This is a genomic window from Marisediminicola senii (assembly GCF_011057645.1).
GTDB classification, from domain to species: domain Bacteria; phylum Actinomycetota; class Actinomycetes; order Actinomycetales; family Microbacteriaceae; genus Marisediminicola; species Marisediminicola senii.
In genome coordinates this window covers 1-15728 of sequence record NZ_JAALGE010000056.1, presented here as the reverse complement: position 1 = coordinate 15728, position 15728 = coordinate 1, and the positions used below count along the sequence as shown (strand labels likewise).

The following is a 15728-nucleotide window of genomic DNA, read 5'->3' as shown; positions in this document are numbered from 1 at the left end:
GGACGAAGTGGGGAACACGGTGGAGGGAGGGGGGGGGTGTGGGCAGAAGGGGAGGCGCCGGTGGCTGCCCTGGGCCGATGCCTGTGGGCGAACGAGCCGGGGCTGCCCTGGCGCGCGGGCGACGAACTACTCCGGCGTGCGGGTGACGATCGGGATGGGTTCCGTCGTCGCGTCGGGGGTGGATGCCGCGGCGCGGGGTTCGGCAGCCGGTTCGGGATCGCGGCCGCGGCGGTCGTCGCGATCGTCAGCGCGGGGGTCGCCGTACCCGTCACCGCTGTCGTACTCGCCGCGCGCCTCGCCTGCGCCGCGGCCCGCGTCGTCGGCGTCGCGCTCGGCTCGCGGCATCCGTGTGCCTGGCAGGTAGCGCGACAGGTCGGGCATCGGCACGGTCCACTCGCGGCCGCGCAACGATCCGATCATCAGCGCCAGTGTGGCCGGCAGGCCGATCTCGAGGGCCGCCCAGAGTCCGACCGAGACCGGCGATGCCCCGACGTCGGCGAGCCTGCCGGGCCCCGCCGCGCCGCCGGACGCCCAGGCGAGCATCCCGAGCGTGAGCCCGGCGACGAGTCCCATCCCGACGCCGGCACCAGCGAGCCAGAGCGGACGCGTGTTGCCCATCGCGACGAAGCGGGCCCGGATGACGACGCCGCTGAAGAAGCCGGCGAGCACGGGCACCAGCAGCCCGACGAACCCGAACAAAAAGTCGCCGGTGGGCAGTGCGCCGAGGATGGGAATGGCGGGCAGCGGGCCGAGCACGGTGCCGAGCGGGCCGACGGTAGATCCGGTGCCGATGGCGAACCCGGGGCCGACGAACCAGGCGGCGGCCCACACGATGAGGTTGGGCAGCAGCGCGAGCTGCCCCATGGTCAGGGCGATGCCGCCGAGCGGCCCGGACTGCACGGCCTGGTACAGCGCGACGATCTGCCCGTAGTTCGCGGCGAGCAGCACGGCGACGGCGACGGCCGACACGGCGAGCACCATCGCGACCGCGGCGACTCCCCCGGCGACGGCGGCCGCGACCGCGCGACGCAGCGTGGGCGACCGGTGGTCGATCCAGTCGGCGACGGCAGAGAGCGGCTCGGTGAGCGGGTTGCGCACCCCCGCCTGGCGACCGGTCACCGAGCCGATGGCGACCCCGACGCCGAAGACCACGGCGGGCAGCAGCACAGCGACGGCGAGGAACGGGCGGGCATCGGGATGCTGCGCGGTGAGCGCCGCGCCCCCGGAGAGCACCGCGAACGCCCCGACCGCGGTGAGGAGCCCCAGCGTGCGGTGCGGGGTCTCGCCGACGCGGCGGCCGGCACGCACGCCGAGGAGCACCGTGACCAGGGCGAACGCCAGCGGGGCGAGCGACACGGCGAACGGCTCCCCGGCGGCGGGCAGCCCAGTCGCGGTGGCGACGAGCGGGTCGAGCACGAAGCGCAGGTCGACACCGTGGCCGAGCAGCCAGACGTCGACCGAAGCCCGCCAGAAGACCGTCCAGTCGACCTGTAGGCCGTACTGGAAGGCCCAGATGATGGTGAGCGGCACGAGCGGAAGGCCGATTCCGATGCCGACGACGAGAAGCGCCTCGAGGGCGGAGAACAGGGCGACGAGGGGACGATTCATTCTGCGAAAGACCCTACCGTCGGGCCGCGTCCGGTTCGGGCAGCCTCGCGCGCACGCCGCCACCGGTGGGCTTTCATCATTCAGGAGGTGGTGGGGCCGAAGTGGCTGATTCGGGCCGTTTCACGCCCGGAAAGCAGCATCCGGCCCCAAAAATCGCCACATCTCCTGAATGATGAAACGAATCGCCCGGGCACTCCTGAATGATGAAAGATCCGGGTGGATGCTGCGGCGACCAAGATAGGTCCATGACTCAGACCCGCATTCCGATCTCCGGCACCGCCTTCCACCTCGAGGGGAACGGCTACACGGCCGACATCGCCTCTATTGGGGCGACGCTGCGCACGCTGCGCCACGACGGCCGCGACCTCATCCGCCCGTTCGAGGCCGACGAGCTGCGCCCCAACTTTCGAGGCGCCGTGCTCGCGCCGTGGCCGAACCGCGTGGTCGACGGAACCTACGCGTGGAACGGCGAGGAGCTGCAGCTCGCCCTCACCGAACCCAGCCGCGGCCACGCGCTGCACGGTCTCGCCGCGTGGCTCGACTTCGCCGTGATCGAGCAGGCGCCCGACCGGCTGTCGCTGCGCGCCGTGGTGCAGCCGCAGGACGGCTACCCGTTCCGCATCGAGGTGGTCGTCGACTACACGCTCGGCGCCGACGGACTGCACACCACGGTCACCGGCACGAACGTCGGCACCGACGCCGCGCCGTGGGGAACCTCCGCGCACCCGTACCTCGTCGCGGGCCCGGGACTCGTCGACGAGTGGACCTTCTCGCTCGACGCCGCGACCGTGCAGACCGTCACCCCCGACCGCCTCATCCCCACCGGGCTCAGCCCCGTGGGCGACGTCGGACTCGACTTTCGCGGCGAGCGCCTGATTGCCGACACCTTCGTCGACCACGCGTTCACCGACCTCGCCCGCGATGCCGACGGCATGGCGGGCGCACGCCTGACCGCCGACGGCCGGGGCGTCGAGATGCGCTGGAACTCCGCGTGCGAATGGGTGCAGGTACACACCGCTGACCTGCCGGAGAACCCGGCGGGAAGCCGCCGCGGCCTCGCCGTCGAACCGATGACCTGTGCGCCGGACGCGCTGAACTCCGGCCAGGGCGTCATCTCGCTCGCCCCCGAGGAGTCCAGCTCGGCGTCGTGGCAGATCCGCTCGATCTAGCAGCACGGCAAGCCACCCAGGGGTTGCTGGCGACGAAGGCCCGTCCCGCGCGAGCGGAACGGGCCTTCGTCGTACCGGTGTGGCTGGCTACAGCGCGTTGTAGACCTCGCGCATGAGCGACGCGGTCTCGGACGGCGTCTTGCCGACCTTGACCCCGGCGGCCTCGAGGGCCTCCTTCTTGCCCTGCGCCGTGCCCGCTCCGTCGGAGACGATGGCGCCGGCGTGGCCCATGGTCTTGCCCTCGGGCGCCGTGAACCCGGCGACGTAGGCGACGACGGGCTTGGTGACGTTGGCCTGGATGAACTCTGCCGCACGCTCCTCGGCGTCGCCACCGATCTCGCCGATCATGACGATCGCCTTCGTCTCGGGGTCGGCCTCGAACGCCGCGAGGGCGTCGATGTGCGTGGTTCCGATGATCGGGTCGCCGCCGATGCCGATGGCGGTCGAGAACCCGAGGTCGCGCAGCTCGAACATCATCTGGTACGTGAGCGTTCCCGACTTCGACACGAGGCCGATGGGGCCCGCCTCGGTGATGGTCGACGGGATGATGCCCGCGTTCGACTTGCCTGGGCTGATGACGCCGGGGCAGTTCGGTCCGATGATGCGGGTGGTGTTGCCCTTGGACTTGGCGTGCGCCCAGAACTGCGCGGAGTCGTGCACCGGGATGCCCTCGGTGATCACGATGGCGAGTTCGATCGCCGCGTCGATGGCTTCGAGCACCGCACCCTTGGCGAAGGCCGGCGGCACGAAGATCACCGAGACGTTGGCGCCGGTCTCGGCCATGGCGTCCGCGACCGAGCCGAAGATGGGAAGCGTCTCGCCACCCACCTCGACGGTGGTGCCCGCCTTGCGCGGGTTGACTCCACCGACGATCTTCGAGCCGGAGGCCAGCATGCGGCCCGCGTGCTTCATGCCCTCGGACCCGGTCAGGCCCTGGACGATGATCCTGGAATTCTCGTCGAGAAAAATCGACATGATGTGTGTCCTGTTCCCTTACGCGTTCGCGAGCTCGGCGGCCTTGTCGGCTGCCTCGTCCATGGTGGCAACGACGGTCACGAGCGGGTGCCCGGCGTCCGCCAGAATCTGTCGACCCTCGACGACGTTGTTGCCGTCGAGGCGCACGACGAGCGGCTTGGTCGCGGTGTCGCCGAGGGTGGCGAGCGCCCCGACGATGCCGTTCGCTACGGCGTCGCACGCGGTGATTCCGCCGAACACATTGACGAACACGCTCTTGACCTGCGGGTCGCCGAGGATGACGTCCAGCCCGGCCGCCATGACCTCGGCGGAGGCGCCGCCGCCGATGTCGAGGAAGTTGGCGGGCTTCACGTGGCCGTGCTTCTCGCCCGCGTAGCTGACGACGTCGAGCGTGCTCATCACGAGCCCCGCGCCGTTGCCGATGATGCCGACTTCGCCGTCGAGCTTGACGTAGTTGAGGCCCGCCTTCTTGGCCTTGGCCTCCAGCGGGTCCTCCGCGTCGGTGTCGACGAGCGCCGCGTGGTTCTCGTGACGGAACTCGGCGTTCTCGTCGATGGTGACCTTGCCGTCGAGCGCGACGATGTCGCCGTCCTCGGTCAGCACGAGCGGGTTGACCTCGACGAGCGTGGCATCCTCGCCGACGAACACCTCGTAGAGCTTGACGATGACCGGGGCGATCTTGGGGATGAGTTCGTCGGGAAAGCTCGCCGCGCGCGCGATCTCGGTCGCGGTGTCGAGGTCGATTCCGGCTGCCGGGTCGACCTCGATGCGCGCGAGCGCCTCGGGGCGCTCGACGGCGAGGATCTCGATCTCGACGCCGCCCTCGTAGCTCGCGAGGGAGAGGAACGAGCGGTTCGCGCGGTCGAGCAGCACCGAGAAGTAGAACTCCTGGGCGATCTTCGCACCGGCGGCGACCATGACGCGCTTGACGACGTGCCCCTTGATGTCGAGCCCGAAGATGGCCTTCGACGCCTCTGCGGCATCGTCGGGGTTGTGGGCGACCTTGACGCCGCCGGCCTTGCCGCGACCGCCGACCTTGACCTGGGCCTTGACGACCACTGTCCCGCCGAGGGTCTCCGCCGCGGCCTTTACGCCGTCGGGGTCATCCGCGATGATTCCTGCCAATACCGGCACACCGTAGGACTCGAAAACGTCCCTGGCCTGGTACTCAAATAGATCCACGCTGCTCGTCCAATCGCCGTTCGCTCGTCGAATGTTCCCACTGTCTCCGCGAGAAAATACCTCGACATCGAGAGAGTTGGGCCACGGGAAACTCTATCGCGACTCCGAGCGGCGGTCTGTGGCGCACGGTCTATGGCCGCGGCAGCACCGCACGCCCTCCCCCGACGCAGCCGCCATGACTACCGTGGTGACATGGACACCACCGCCACCCCGCGAGGCCTCAGGGATGTGGGGTCGGATGCCGCCATCATCGCGGGCGGCGGACGCGCCGTGCTCCTCCAGCTCGCCAACCCGGCCATCGGCCACGCGGTCGCCCGGCACAGTGACTTCGTCGCCCACCCGACCGCGCGGCTCAAGCACACCCTCGCCTACGTCTACGCGCTGATCTACGGAACAGACGCGCAGGTGCACGCCGTGCGGTCGGCCGTGAACCGCGCGCACCGGCCGGTGAAATCGCCAGGCGGCGCGCACCCCTCCTACGACGCGACCGACCCCCACCTGCAGCTGTGGGTCGCCGCGACGCTCTACGACACCGCGATGCAGCTGCACCAGGCGGTCGTCTCACCACTGTCGGAGGCAGACCTCGACGCCATCTACCGCGACTACTCGGTGATCGGCACCGCACTGCAGATGCCAGCAGAACTCTGGCCGGCCGACCGCGCGGCCTTCGCCGAATACTGGAACGCGCAGCTCGAGGCCCTGAGCGTCGACGACACGGTGCGGGCGGTGTCGCGCACGCTGCTGCATCCCACCACGGGCCCGCTCTGGTTGCGGGCCGGCATGCCGCTCGCCCGCCTGGTGACCACGGGCCTGCTGCCGCCGCGGCTGCGCGCCGCGTACGCCCTGCCGTGGACCGCGGCGAGGGAACGCCGCTTCGACCGGGCGATGGCCACCATTCGCATCGTGAACCGGATGCTGCCCCGCCGTGTACGCGAATGGCCGAAGAACTACCTGCTGAGACGCGTCAGCTGACCGTCCCGGAGGCGGGTTCGCCGAACGGGTACCGGCTCGGAAGCGTCAGCCGACCGTCTCGAAGGCGGAGACGAATCCGGTCAGGCGCACCGACAGCTCGCGGGGACTGAACGGCTTGATGAGGTACTCGTTCGCGCCGGCGTCGATGCCGGCCTGGCGGGAGGCGTCGTCGACGGCCGCCGACAGGATGAGGATGTGCAGCCCGTCGAAGCGTCCGTCGGCGCGCGCCAGGCGGCACACCTCGAGGCCCGTCATGCCGGGCATCGACACGTCGAGCACCGCGATGTCGGGCTGGTGCTCCTGGATCGCGCGCCACGCCTCGGTGCCGTCCTTGAGCCGTTCGACCAGTTCGAGGCCCGACTTCTTCGCGACGATCGAGACCAGCGCGTTGATGTCGGCGTCGTCGTCGGCGATGATCGCCCGCGGCGCGCTCACGATGCGATCCACTTCGGCACGCAGCGGCCGAGCACGGCGCGGATGTCCGCACGGGTGATGGGCTTCGGCATGGCGGCGGCGGCCGACGGGTATTCCGAGGCGGGCAGCACCGACGCGATCGCGACCGGAACCTCCGGGCAGTCGTCGTGCATGCGGGCGGTGAGTTCCCACCCGGTCATGCCCGGCAGGTACAGGTCGACCACCGCGAGGTCGGGCGCCTGGTGGTTGTAGGCCACGATGGCCGATTCGGCGGTGGATGCCACGACCACGTCGCATCCCGCCAGCTCGAACTGTCGACGCAGCAGACGACGCTGGTCGTCACTGTCGTCGACGATCAACACCGTGACCCTCTCGTCGGCACCCATCGAGCGCTCCGTTCCATTCGTCATGCAGGCTGTGGCGCTCATCCGGTCACCTGGCCCGATTCGCGCACGATCTCGAGGGGTTCGCAGTACTGCCCCTCGCCGAAGCGCGACCAGTAGCGCGCGGTCGCGAGCGCGAGGCCCGCGTCGAGGTATGCCGGGCGCTCGGTGTTCGCGGCGAAGTGCGCCAGCATTCCGAGCTTCGCGTCGGTGAACCCGTCGATGGTGACGAAGCGGTTGGGGTGGAACTCGACGGTCGCGGTCGAGCCCTGGTAGCAGGCGACGGTGCGCACCGCTCCGGTCGCGACGATGGTGGCGTCGTGCACCTTGCGGTGGTCGAGGTGCCGGTCGGTTGCGGAGTGCACGTAGACGACCGTGGGGTTCACCTCGGCGACGACGCGTCGCACCACGTCGATCATCGACTCGGTGGACTGCTGGTCGCCGGTGTCCTCGAGGATGAGCGTCGCGCCGATCGAGGCGGCCGACGCCGAGCCCTCTTCCCATGCGGTGCGCACTCCGCCGTCGCGCATGCCGCGCGACAGGGTGAGCAGGGTGACGTCCTCACCGGCGGCGCGGTGCGCGGCGAGGATCCCGCCGACGCCGACCTCGATGTCGTCGGGGTGCGCGCCGATGGCGAGCACGACCTGGCGTTCCGGGGCGTTCGCCGCCGCCTGCCGGGATGCCTCGGCGAGGCGCGAGACGTGTGAGACGAGGTCTGCCGATGAGACCGGCTTGGTGAGGAACTCGTTGGCGTGGTTGCGCAGCGCGCCCACGGCGTAGTCGACCGACACATGGGCCGTCATGACGATGACGGGAACGTCGGGCTGCAGTTCGCGGATGCCGGCGATCAGGTCGAGCCCCGAGACGCCGGGCATCTCGATGTCGGTGATCACGACGTCGGGCTTCAGGATGCCGACGGCCTCCTGCACGCGCCGCGGGTCGGTGACCATGGCGACGACGCAGCCGAGGCGCTTCTCGAGCACCGTTCGCGTGTAGATGGCGACGTCGACGTCATCCTCGATGACGACGACGCGGTACGGCTCAGACATGCATCCCCCTGGACGAAGCGCGGTCCCCCTGGACGCAGCTCACCTGTGCTCACCATACGCGGTCGGGGGACAAGGCGGGAGGGCGCGGGCACCCCCCATGCTGGTGTCCTAGCGGTGCACGAGAGGGCCCGAACACCACAGTGCTCCACAGTCATGCTGGTGTCCTAGCGGTGCACGAGAGGGCCCGAACACCACAGTGCTCCACAGTCATGCTGGTGTCCTAGCGGTGCACGAGAGGGCCCGAACACCACAGTGCTCCACAGTCATGCTGGTGTCCTAGCGGTGCGATACCGGTGCGAAAACGGCGAGTGGATGCCTCAGCGCACGCGACTCCGCGCGGTCAGAGCTTCTCGATCGGGCTGATCTTCACCAGCAGTCGCTTGCGACCGGCGGTGTCGAACTGCACCTCGGCGATCGTCTTCGAGCCGCTGCCCGAGACCGCGCTCACCCTGCCGTCGCCGAAGTCGACGTGCCTGATGCGGTCACCCGCGGTGAGGGTGAGGTCGCCGTTGTCGCGCACCGTGTTGGTGACCCCGCTCGTCCACTGCGTCTTGGGCTTGTCGGCGTTGCGTGCGGCGCGCGCGAGCGCCGTTGCTCCCGGGGCCGAATTTCCGGTGAAGTATCCCGACCCGGCGGATTCGAAACTGGGCCGTCCCGAACCGCTGCCCGACCCGACAGAGCGCTGCGAACCGCTTCGGCCGGTGGCCGTTCCGGGGGACTGCCGCCAGTCGATGAGTTCGACCGGGATCTCCTGCAGGTAGCGGCTCGGCACCGCGACGCTGACCTCGCCGAACTGGGCGCGCGTCATGGCGAGCGACAGGTAGAGGCGGCGCCGCGCCCGCGTGATGCCGACGTAGAACAGGCGGCGCTCCTCGGCCGGACCGCCCGGCTCCCCCGCCGACATGCGGTGCGGAAGCAGGTCTTCCTCGAGCCCGGTGAGGAAGACCGCCTCGTATTCGAGGCCCTTGGCGGTGTGCAGGGTCATCAGCGACACCGTTCCGCTCGAGTCGTCGAGGTCGTCGGCGGCCGCGACCAGCGCGGTCTCCGACAGGAAGTCGATGAGCGTGCCGTCGGGGTTGTTCTTCTGGTACTCCTTCGTGACGGCGACGAGCTCCTCGATGTTCTCCGCCCTCGCCTCGTCTTGCGGGTCGCGGCTCGCGCGCAGCGCCTCGACGAACCCGGTCTTGGTGAGCAGGCTGGTGAGCACGTCGGCTACCGGCGCCGGCCGTCCTGTCCCTTCCGGCGGGTCGGCGAGCAGTGTGGCCTCGTCGAGGATCGCGGAGAGCTTGAGGATCGCGGCGGTGACCTTGGGGCCGAGCCCGAGCTGGGCGGCGTCGCGCATCGCGGCACGCAGCGTGGTCTCCGACCGGTCGGCGTGCGCCTGCAGCGCTGCCTCGGTGGCCGGCCCGATGCCGCGCTTCGGGGTGTTCATGATGCGCCGCAGCGCCATCGGATCTGCGGGGTTCGCGACCGCGATGAGGTAGCCGAACGCGTCCTTGATTTCGGCGCGTTCGTAGAACTTGGTGCCGCCGAGCACCCGGTACGGCAGGGCGGAGCGGATGAACACCTCTTCGAGCGCACGGGTCTGCGCGTTGGTGCGATAGAACACCGCGACGTCGCGGTACTCGGTTCCGCCCTCGTGCAGGGTGGTGATCTCGTCGGCGATGAACTGCGCCTCGTCGTGCTGGCTGTAGCCGGTGAACCCGACGATCTTCTCGCCGTCGCCGACGGTGGTGAACAGCTTCTTGTCTTTGCGGTCGAAGTTGTTGGAGATCACCGCGTTCGCCGCGTTCAGGATGTTCTGGGTCGAACGGTAGTTCTGCTCCAGCAGCACGACCCTGGCCCCGGGGAAGTCGCGCTCGAACTCGACGATGTTGCGGATGTCTGCCCCACGGAAGGCGTAGATCGACTGGTCGGAGTCGCCGACCACGGTGAGGGACGCACCGGGCACCCCGTCGCGGTGCTGGCCGTCGCGGTACTGCCCGTCGCGGTACTGCCCGTCACCACGCTGGCCGCCGTCGGAACCCTGCAGCACCATCGATCCGCCGTCGTCGACCGTCGACACCGGGCGGGTCAGCTCGTGGATGAGCGCGTACTGCGCGTGGTTGGTGTCCTGGTACTCGTCGACGAGGATGTGCCTGAACCGACGCTGGTAGGCCGCGGCCACGTGCGGGAACGCCCGGAACAGGTAGACCGTCTGGCCGATGAGGTCGTCGAAGTCGAACGCGTTCGCACTGGCCAGCGACCGGGTGTACTGCCGAAAGATCTCGAGGAAGATGCGCTCGGCCGGATCGTTGAGGTTGACGCTGCGCGAGTACGACTCGACGTCCTGAAGCTCGTTCTTGAGCTTGGAGATACGGCCGGATGCCGAGCTGACCGTGATTCCGAAGGCGTCAGCGTCGAGGTCCTTGATGATGCGCTTCAGCAACGCCCTGCTGTCGGCCGAGTCGTAGATGGTGAAGTTCTTGGTGAACCCGAAGTTCTCGGCCTCGCGGCGCAGGATGCGTACGCATGCGGAGTGGAAGGTCGAGATCCACATGCCCTCGGCCTGCCCGCCGACGAGCTGGCCCACGCGTTCGCGCATCTCGGCGGCGGCCTTGTTGGTGAACGTGATGGCGAGGATCTGGCTAGGCCATGCCTCGCGCGTTTCGAGCAGCAGGGCGATGCGGCGGGTGAGCACGCTCGTCTTGCCCGAGCCTGCGCCCGCGACGATGAGCAGGGCCTCGCCACGGTACTCGACAGCGACGCGCTGCTGGGGGTTGAGCCCCTCGAGGAGGCGGGATTCTGCGGGCGGGGAATTCGACGGCTCGGCCGGATCGAGGATGAAGGTCATGTCTGCTTCAGTGTAAACGGCGCCTCCGACGCCGGACCCGTCGGGGCCGGCCCAGCGTCGCCCGCCCGACGGCCCGGCGCGCGCGGGTTACGCCGCAGGCGGGTTCGGCTGCCCGACCGCCCGCCGCACGGCCCACAGCGCGAGGTCAGGGTGGTCGGCGAATACGCCGTCGACACCGGTGCCGATGACCACGCCGAACTCGATCGGCCAGTCGCCGGGGTCGCGCTTGGCGCCCTCCCGGCGCACCGCGCGGTGCAGGTAGGCGTTCTCGGGGCGCAGTGTCCAGCAGTAGGCGAGCAGCCCGGCATCGTGCACGCGGGTCACCAGGTCCGTCGCGGTCAGTGCGCCGGCAGCATCCACTCGCAGGAGCAGCGCCTTGGGAACGCTGACGCCGTCGACGACCCCGGCAAGCTCGCGGAGTCCGTCATCGGTGAGCGACTCGGCGTAGCTGCCACCCGGCTCGTCGAGCGGCGCTCCCTCTGCCTCGACGAGGTACATCGAGCGGCAGCGGATTCCGCGGGCCCGCAGCGATCGCAGCGCAGAGAGCTCGAAGCTCTCGACCGACAGGCGGGGGTCGCCCGCCCAGCCCGCGGCGGTGACCTCGGCGGCGAACAGCTCGTCGATGGGCAGGCCGATGGCGGCGAAGTACGGCGTGTACTTGAGCTCGGCGACGGCGCCCACCTGCCGGCCGGTGCGATCGCGGTGCTCGTCGAGCATGGCGAGCAGGTCGACGAACCGCAGCAGCCCTTCCGTGCCGTCGAAGATGGCGTTGCCCCTGCGCATCGCGGGCAGGCGTTCCGTCGCACGCAGCCGGCTGAGTTCGGCCCAGGTGAGGTCTTCGGCGAACCAGCCGGTGAGCGTGTGGTCGCCGAACGACTTGGTGACCCGGCGGTCGGCGAATTCGGGGCGCGACGCGATGTCGGTGGTCGTCGACAGTTCGTTCTCGTGCCGCACGACGAGTACCCCGTCTGCCGAGACGACCAGGTCGGGTTCGACCGCGTCGGCGCCGAGGTCGAGCGCGAGCTGGTACGCCGATCGGGTGTGTTCCGGCCGGTAGCCGCTTGCTCCGCGGTGGGCGATCACGATGGGGTGGGGCAGCTCGGAGTCAGGCACCCCGCCACGCTACCCGGTGACCATTGGTACCCTGCAGTCCATGAGCGAGTGTGCGAACTGTGGTGCGACCATGCAGCAGCGGTGGAGGTTCTGCATCCACTGCGGCACCCCGGTCGGGGCGGCCGTGGCCGCGCCGACGACGGCACCGTTCATCGACCACAGCCCCACCGTGATCACCCCGGTGATTCCCGGCGCCGCGCGTGCGCCGGTCGGGCCGGACGCTCCAGCGGGGCGTCGACGTATCGACATTCCGATGATCGCGGGCATCGCGCTCGGCGCCGCGGGTGTCGCCCTGATCATCTACATGATCGTCGTCCTCGGCGGATGACCGCGTGACCGGATGGCGCGAGCCCGCCGGCGCGGTGCCGCTGCGCTACGGCAGCTACCCGGTGCGCTACCGCCTGTCGCTGGCCATGCTGTGGGCGGGAGGCATCGCCCTGCAGTTCACCTCGGCGTACACGCTGCCGATCGCGGTGCTGGGGTTCGCGGCATCCATCGCCGGATGGATCATCGTGCCCAGCGCAGGGTGGCGGCGCATCATCGCGATCGGCCCGGGGCTGCTCGGGGTCGCGGCGATGCTCGCGGGCACGCAGGGCGCGGCGCTCAGTGCGCTGGCCGTCGCCGGCTGGCTCCTGGTGCGGATGCGGCCGGCCCGCAGCTACGTCGTCGTAATCCTGCCCGCGGGCCTCGCGATCGCCCTCGCCGGTGTCTTTCCGCAGTACGGGAACGGCACCATCGTGGCCGGCGTCATCGGTGCGGCGGTGCTGGCATCCACCTGGGCCGCCTACGGCCTCGCCACGACGAAACGAGGTCGTCCGCAGCCGGCGCGACCACCCCGGCCCGCGGGCTCGCGGGCTACCGAGCGCTCCGCCCTGCGCGAACGACGCACACCGTCCAGCCCGGATATAGGGTCGTCCCCCTAAAATGATGGCTGGGGAACTTCCCCTCCACAGCGAAAGAGACACCGATGGCATCATCTAATCCTGCTTTCACGAACTCTCCCGCCTTCTCTGAGAAGTCAGGAAAGGCTGCCGAGCTGTTCCAGCCGGCCCAGACCGCGAACCTCTCGGCGACACAGCTCAACGAGCTCTACGGACGCCCCGCGGCGACCCCCAGCGACACCGATCGCATGACCTACGAAGACACCATCGTCAAGACGGTCGTGTCTTTCGGCATCCTGCTCGTCGGCGCGGCAGTCGGCTGGTTCATCCCCGTACTCGCCCTTCCCGCAGCGCTGGTCGGTTTCGTGCTGGCCCTCGTCAACATCTTCAAGAAGAAGCCGTCACCGCCGCTCATCCTGAGCTACGCCGCAGTGCAGGGCGTATTCGTCGGTGGTATCTCCGGCATCTTCGAGTCGATGTACCCCGGCATTGCCGTCCAGGCCGTGCTCGCCACCCTCACCGTGGTGGGCGTGACCCTCGCTTTGTTCGCCAGCGGCAAGGTGCGTGCCTCCAAGCGTGCGACCAAGATCTTCCTGATCGCGATGGTCGGCTACGCCGCGTTCTCGCTGATCAACTTCGGCCTGATGATCTTCGGTGCGAACACCGAGCCATTCGGCCTGCGCAGCCAGGAGATCTTCGGCATCCCGCTCGGACTGATCATCGGCGTGTTCGTCGTCCTGCTCGCCGCGTACTCGCTCGTGCTCGACTTCGACAACGTGCAGACCGGCGTTCGCCGCGGCGCACCGCGCATCTACGGCTGGTCGGCCGCCTTCGGCATCATGCTCACCGTGATCTGGCTCTACCTCGAGATCATCCGCATGATCGCCATCCTGCGCAGCAACTAGCACCACCCGCCGCGGCCGACAGGCACGCAGCATCCGCTCGACAGAGCACAATGAAGGGGTCGTCCACCGGGCGGCCCCTTCTGCTGTGCCCACAGCGTCAGCCCGAGCCCCCGCCAGTGACCCGCACACTCCAGAGAGGCCCCGATGCCCAGACCCGCACTGATCGGGCCGGTGTCCGCTCCCCGGCTGCACGTGATGACCTTCAACGTGCGCCGCCCCATCCAGCACCTGAACCCGCGCCACCCCGACCGCTGGCCGCTGCGCCAGGCGCCGATGCGCGCCGTGCTCGAGGCCGAGCAGCCGACCATTCTGGGCATCCAGGAGGCCGTGCCGGAGCAGGCCGACTTCGTGACCCGCAGCCTCGGGCCCGACTACCGCGCGATCGGACGGGGCCGCGCGGCCGACGGCAGCGGCGAGCGCTGCTCCATCGTCTACGACGGGCGGCGCCTCGAACTCACGAGCGACCACCAGTACGCGCTGTCGAGGACTCCGGATGCCGCTGGCTCGCGCTCGTTCGGAAACCTGCTGCCCCGCATCCTGACCATCGCGCACTTCACCGACCGCGCGACGGGCCTGCCCCTCCTCATCGCGAACACTCACCTCGACCACCTCTCCGGTCGCTCGCGGCTGCGCTCCGCCGTGATGATCCGCGACCTGGTCGCGGCGGCCGGTGTGCCCGCCGTCGTGATGGGCGATGCCAACTCCCCCGCCGGCTCCACCCCATACGACGCCCTCGGCTCGGGCGGGGTGCTGCGAGACGCGTGGACCGCGGCCGGCCGCCGCTTGGGCGACGACGTCGGCACGTTCTCGAACTACCGCGCGCCGAAACCCGGTGGCAAGCGCATCGACTGGATCTTCGTCAGCCACCAGCTGGAGGTCGAGTCGGCCGGCGTGCTGCCGACCGGGTCGCACGGCGCCGCGGCATCCGATCACGAACCCGTGCAGGCGCTGATCCGGGTGCGTGGCGCCCGGGATTCGTCCATGCCCGACAGCTAGTCTGCTGCCATGTTCGCGAACTTCCTGCTCGCCCCCCGGGGAGCGGTGGCCATCGCTGCAGAAGCCACCCGCGTTGCCGGGCTGCTGAGCGTTATCGCCGGCGCGATCTTCTGGTCACCGGTCGAGGTGGCCCTGTTCGCGCTCACCCTCCTCGGCCTCTGCCTGCCCAAGTACCTGGGCCTGCGCGCCGGCCTCGACGCGGCGATCGGCGTCGCGCTGCTCGTCGCCGCGTGGAGCAGCGTCATCGACCTCTACACGACGGTCGCCTGGTGGGACGTCGTGGTGCACTTCGCCCTGAACGGCCTCATCGCGGCCGTGGCGTTCATCCTGTTCGAGAAGTTCAGCGGATTCCGCACCGGGGTCGGGCGCACCGGGTCGCGCGTCGCCGTCATCGTGCTCACCGCGACCTTCGGCCTCGCGGTCGGGGTGCTGTGGGAGTTCGGCGAGTGGGCGGGGCACACCCTCATCGACGAGGCCATCTTCGTGAACTACGACGACACGATCGGCGACCTGGCCTCGGGCGGAGCCGGTGCCGTGCTGGCTGGCGTCATGCTCGCGGTCGGGGCACGCGTGTATGCGGACGACTCGGGGGCGCCTGCGGCGGCTCCGGCGCGCGACGGGGTGCGGGCGGAGTAAGCGGGGCGGCGTGCCGGGCGCGGTGGGCCAGGTGCCGGGTGCAGTGTGCCGAGTGCCGCGTGCCGGGTGCGGTGGGCGCATGCCGCGTGCCGGGCGCGGTGTGCCGGGCGGACCTTTCATTATTCAGGAACTTCGGGTCCGGTCTGTGGGTGGGATGACACGGATCAGTGGATGCCGCGTGCCTGGCGCAGCATCCATTTGCCACCGGGCAGCGCGACGCATGAATTGTGCGCGAGGTCACTCGCGGTACGCGGTGGTTCCTGAATGATGAAAGGTGGCGGGAGCGTCAGAGAGGTTTCCCGCGGGCTCTGCCGTCACCACGCCCCGGCGCTTCGCGCAGCAGCGCTTACCCCGCGTCGCAGCCGCGGCAACGCTGGTGCAAGCACCAGAGTCCGCGCGGAATAGCACTGCTGGTGTTACCTAGCGAATTGGTGACCGCGGGCCCGTTCGGCCGCGGGCCCCCAGACGGTCGTGCCGGCGCAAGCAGTTGAGTCCCGCATAGTGGTGTAGCCGCGGTGGCCCGGCTCGTCGTGAAGACGTGGACGCGGTCACCGTGTGATCCTTCGAGAAGTCTCTTACCTCGACTCGAAAGGCATCATCACGATGACCGCT

Annotated in this window: 15 protein-coding genes; 7 read left to right on the top strand and 8 right to left on the bottom strand. The window is 69.7% G+C overall.

What is annotated here, in order from left to right:
• Window positions 1–126 precede the first annotated feature (126 nt).
• On the bottom strand, window positions 127–1608 hold the full coding sequence (locus G5S38_RS13805; RefSeq protein WP_201276697.1) for a cell division protein PerM: 1482 nt from the start codon (window positions 1606–1608) through the stop codon (window positions 127–129).
• Between the two features lie 245 nt (window positions 1609–1853).
• Between G5S38_RS13805 and G5S38_RS13800 the strand changes: the two genes are divergently transcribed.
• Window positions 1854–2777: an aldose 1-epimerase family protein gene (locus tag G5S38_RS13800; RefSeq protein ID WP_165069770.1), complete on the top strand. Its 924-nt coding sequence runs from the start codon at window positions 1854–1856 to the stop codon at window positions 2775–2777.
• A gap of 87 nt (window positions 2778–2864) precedes the next feature.
• Here G5S38_RS13800 and sucD read toward each other — a convergent pair whose 3' ends face one another.
• Both sucD and sucC read right to left on the bottom strand, forming a co-directional pair.
• Window positions 2865–3752 (bottom strand): succinate--CoA ligase subunit alpha, encoded by an 888-nt coding sequence (gene sucD, locus G5S38_RS13795; protein ID WP_165069767.1) that lies wholly within the window; start codon window positions 3750–3752, stop codon window positions 2865–2867.
• Between the two features lie 18 nt (window positions 3753–3770).
• Window positions 3771–4934: an ADP-forming succinate--CoA ligase subunit beta gene (sucC, locus tag G5S38_RS13790; protein WP_165069764.1), complete on the bottom strand. Its 1164-nt coding sequence runs from the start codon at window positions 4932–4934 to the stop codon at window positions 3771–3773.
• Window positions 4935–5126: 192 nt separating this feature from the next.
• Here sucC and G5S38_RS13785 point away from each other — a divergent pair, with 192 nt between their 5' ends.
• Window positions 5127–5906: an oxygenase MpaB family protein gene (locus G5S38_RS13785; RefSeq protein ID WP_165069762.1), complete on the top strand. Its 780-nt coding sequence runs from the start codon at window positions 5127–5129 to the stop codon at window positions 5904–5906.
• A gap of 45 nt (window positions 5907–5951) precedes the next feature.
• On the opposite strand, the gene G5S38_RS13780 is transcribed toward G5S38_RS13785, so the two are convergent.
• From G5S38_RS13780 to G5S38_RS13760, 5 genes are all read right to left on the bottom strand, one after another.
• Window positions 5952–6341, bottom strand: a complete 390-nt coding sequence (locus G5S38_RS13780; protein WP_201276696.1) for a response regulator transcription factor — start codon at window positions 6339–6341, stop codon at window positions 5952–5954.
• A complete protein-coding gene (locus G5S38_RS13775; RefSeq protein WP_165069759.1) occupies window positions 6338–6748 on the bottom strand; it encodes a response regulator in 411 nt (136 codons plus the stop codon). The genes G5S38_RS13780 and G5S38_RS13775 overlap by 4 nt, the downstream gene beginning before the upstream one ends.
• Window positions 6745–7752: a response regulator gene (locus G5S38_RS13770; protein ID WP_165069756.1), complete on the bottom strand. Its 1008-nt coding sequence runs from the start codon at window positions 7750–7752 to the stop codon at window positions 6745–6747. Before G5S38_RS13770 ends, G5S38_RS13775 begins: the two co-directional genes overlap by 4 nt.
• Window positions 7753–8092: 340 nt before the next feature.
• Window positions 8093–10585, bottom strand: a complete 2493-nt coding sequence (locus G5S38_RS13765) for an ATP-dependent helicase (RefSeq protein WP_165069754.1) — start codon at window positions 10583–10585, stop codon at window positions 8093–8095.
• Window positions 10586–10672: 87 nt separating this feature from the next.
• Window positions 10673–11698, bottom strand: a complete 1026-nt coding sequence (locus tag G5S38_RS13760) for a glycerophosphodiester phosphodiesterase family protein (RefSeq protein WP_201276695.1) — start codon at window positions 11696–11698, stop codon at window positions 10673–10675.
• A 40-nt stretch (window positions 11699–11738) separates the two neighbouring features.
• Between G5S38_RS13760 and G5S38_RS13755 the strand changes: the two genes are divergently transcribed.
• The 5 genes from G5S38_RS13755 to G5S38_RS13735 all read left to right on the top strand — a co-directional run bounded on the left by G5S38_RS13755 (window position 11739) and on the right by G5S38_RS13735 (window position 15116).
• Window positions 11739–12026, top strand: a complete 288-nt coding sequence (locus tag G5S38_RS13755) for a zinc-ribbon domain-containing protein (protein ID WP_165069751.1) — start codon at window positions 11739–11741, stop codon at window positions 12024–12026.
• Window positions 12027–12030: 4 nt separating this feature from the next.
• Window positions 12031–12621, top strand: a complete 591-nt coding sequence (locus G5S38_RS13750; RefSeq protein WP_165069749.1) for a hypothetical protein — start codon at window positions 12031–12033, stop codon at window positions 12619–12621.
• Window positions 12622–12665: 44 nt separating this feature from the next.
• A complete protein-coding gene (locus tag G5S38_RS13745) occupies window positions 12666–13484 on the top strand; it encodes a Bax inhibitor-1/YccA family protein (RefSeq protein ID WP_165069746.1) in 819 nt (272 codons plus the stop codon).
• 144 nt (window positions 13485–13628) lie between these two features.
• The gene (locus tag G5S38_RS13740; RefSeq protein ID WP_165069743.1) at window positions 13629–14480 is read left to right on the top strand and encodes an endonuclease/exonuclease/phosphatase family protein; all 852 of its coding nucleotides are present in this window, start codon (window positions 13629–13631) and stop codon (window positions 14478–14480) included.
• Window positions 14481–14489: 9 nt separating this feature from the next.
• Window positions 14490–15116, top strand: coding sequence for a hypothetical protein (locus G5S38_RS13735; protein ID WP_165069741.1), 627 nt, complete (start codon window positions 14490–14492; stop codon window positions 15114–15116).
• Window positions 15117–15728 lie beyond the last annotated feature (612 nt).

Bases quoted from the DNA above. Each gene is read 5' to 3' on its own strand.
- G5S38_RS13805 (WP_201276697.1), bottom strand. From the start codon at position 1,608: ATGAATCGTCCCCTCGTCGCCCTGTTCTCCGCCCTCGAGGCGCTTCTC.
- G5S38_RS13800 (WP_165069770.1), top strand. From the start codon at position 1,854: ATGACTCAGACCCGCATTCCGATCTCCGGCACCGCCTTCCACCTCGAG.
- sucD (WP_165069767.1), bottom strand. From the start codon at position 3,752: ATGTCGATTTTTCTCGACGAGAATTCCAGGATCATCGTCCAGGGCCTG.
- G5S38_RS13785 (WP_165069762.1), top strand. From the start codon at position 5,127: ATGGACACCACCGCCACCCCGCGAGGCCTCAGGGATGTGGGGTCGGAT.
- G5S38_RS13775 (WP_165069759.1), bottom strand. From the start codon at position 6,748: ATGAGCGCCACAGCCTGCATGACGAATGGAACGGAGCGCTCGATGGGT.
- G5S38_RS13770 (WP_165069756.1), bottom strand. From the start codon at position 7,752: ATGTCTGAGCCGTACCGCGTCGTCGTCATCGAGGATGACGTCGACGTC.
- G5S38_RS13765 (WP_165069754.1), bottom strand. From the start codon at position 10,585: ATGACCTTCATCCTCGATCCGGCCGAGCCGTCGAATTCCCCGCCCGCA.
- G5S38_RS13755 (WP_165069751.1), top strand. From the start codon at position 11,739: ATGAGCGAGTGTGCGAACTGTGGTGCGACCATGCAGCAGCGGTGGAGG.
- G5S38_RS13745 (WP_165069746.1), top strand. From the start codon at position 12,666: ATGGCATCATCTAATCCTGCTTTCACGAACTCTCCCGCCTTCTCTGAG.
- G5S38_RS13740 (WP_165069743.1), top strand. From the start codon at position 13,629: ATGCCCAGACCCGCACTGATCGGGCCGGTGTCCGCTCCCCGGCTGCAC.
- G5S38_RS13735 (WP_165069741.1), top strand. From the start codon at position 14,490: ATGTTCGCGAACTTCCTGCTCGCCCCCCGGGGAGCGGTGGCCATCGCT.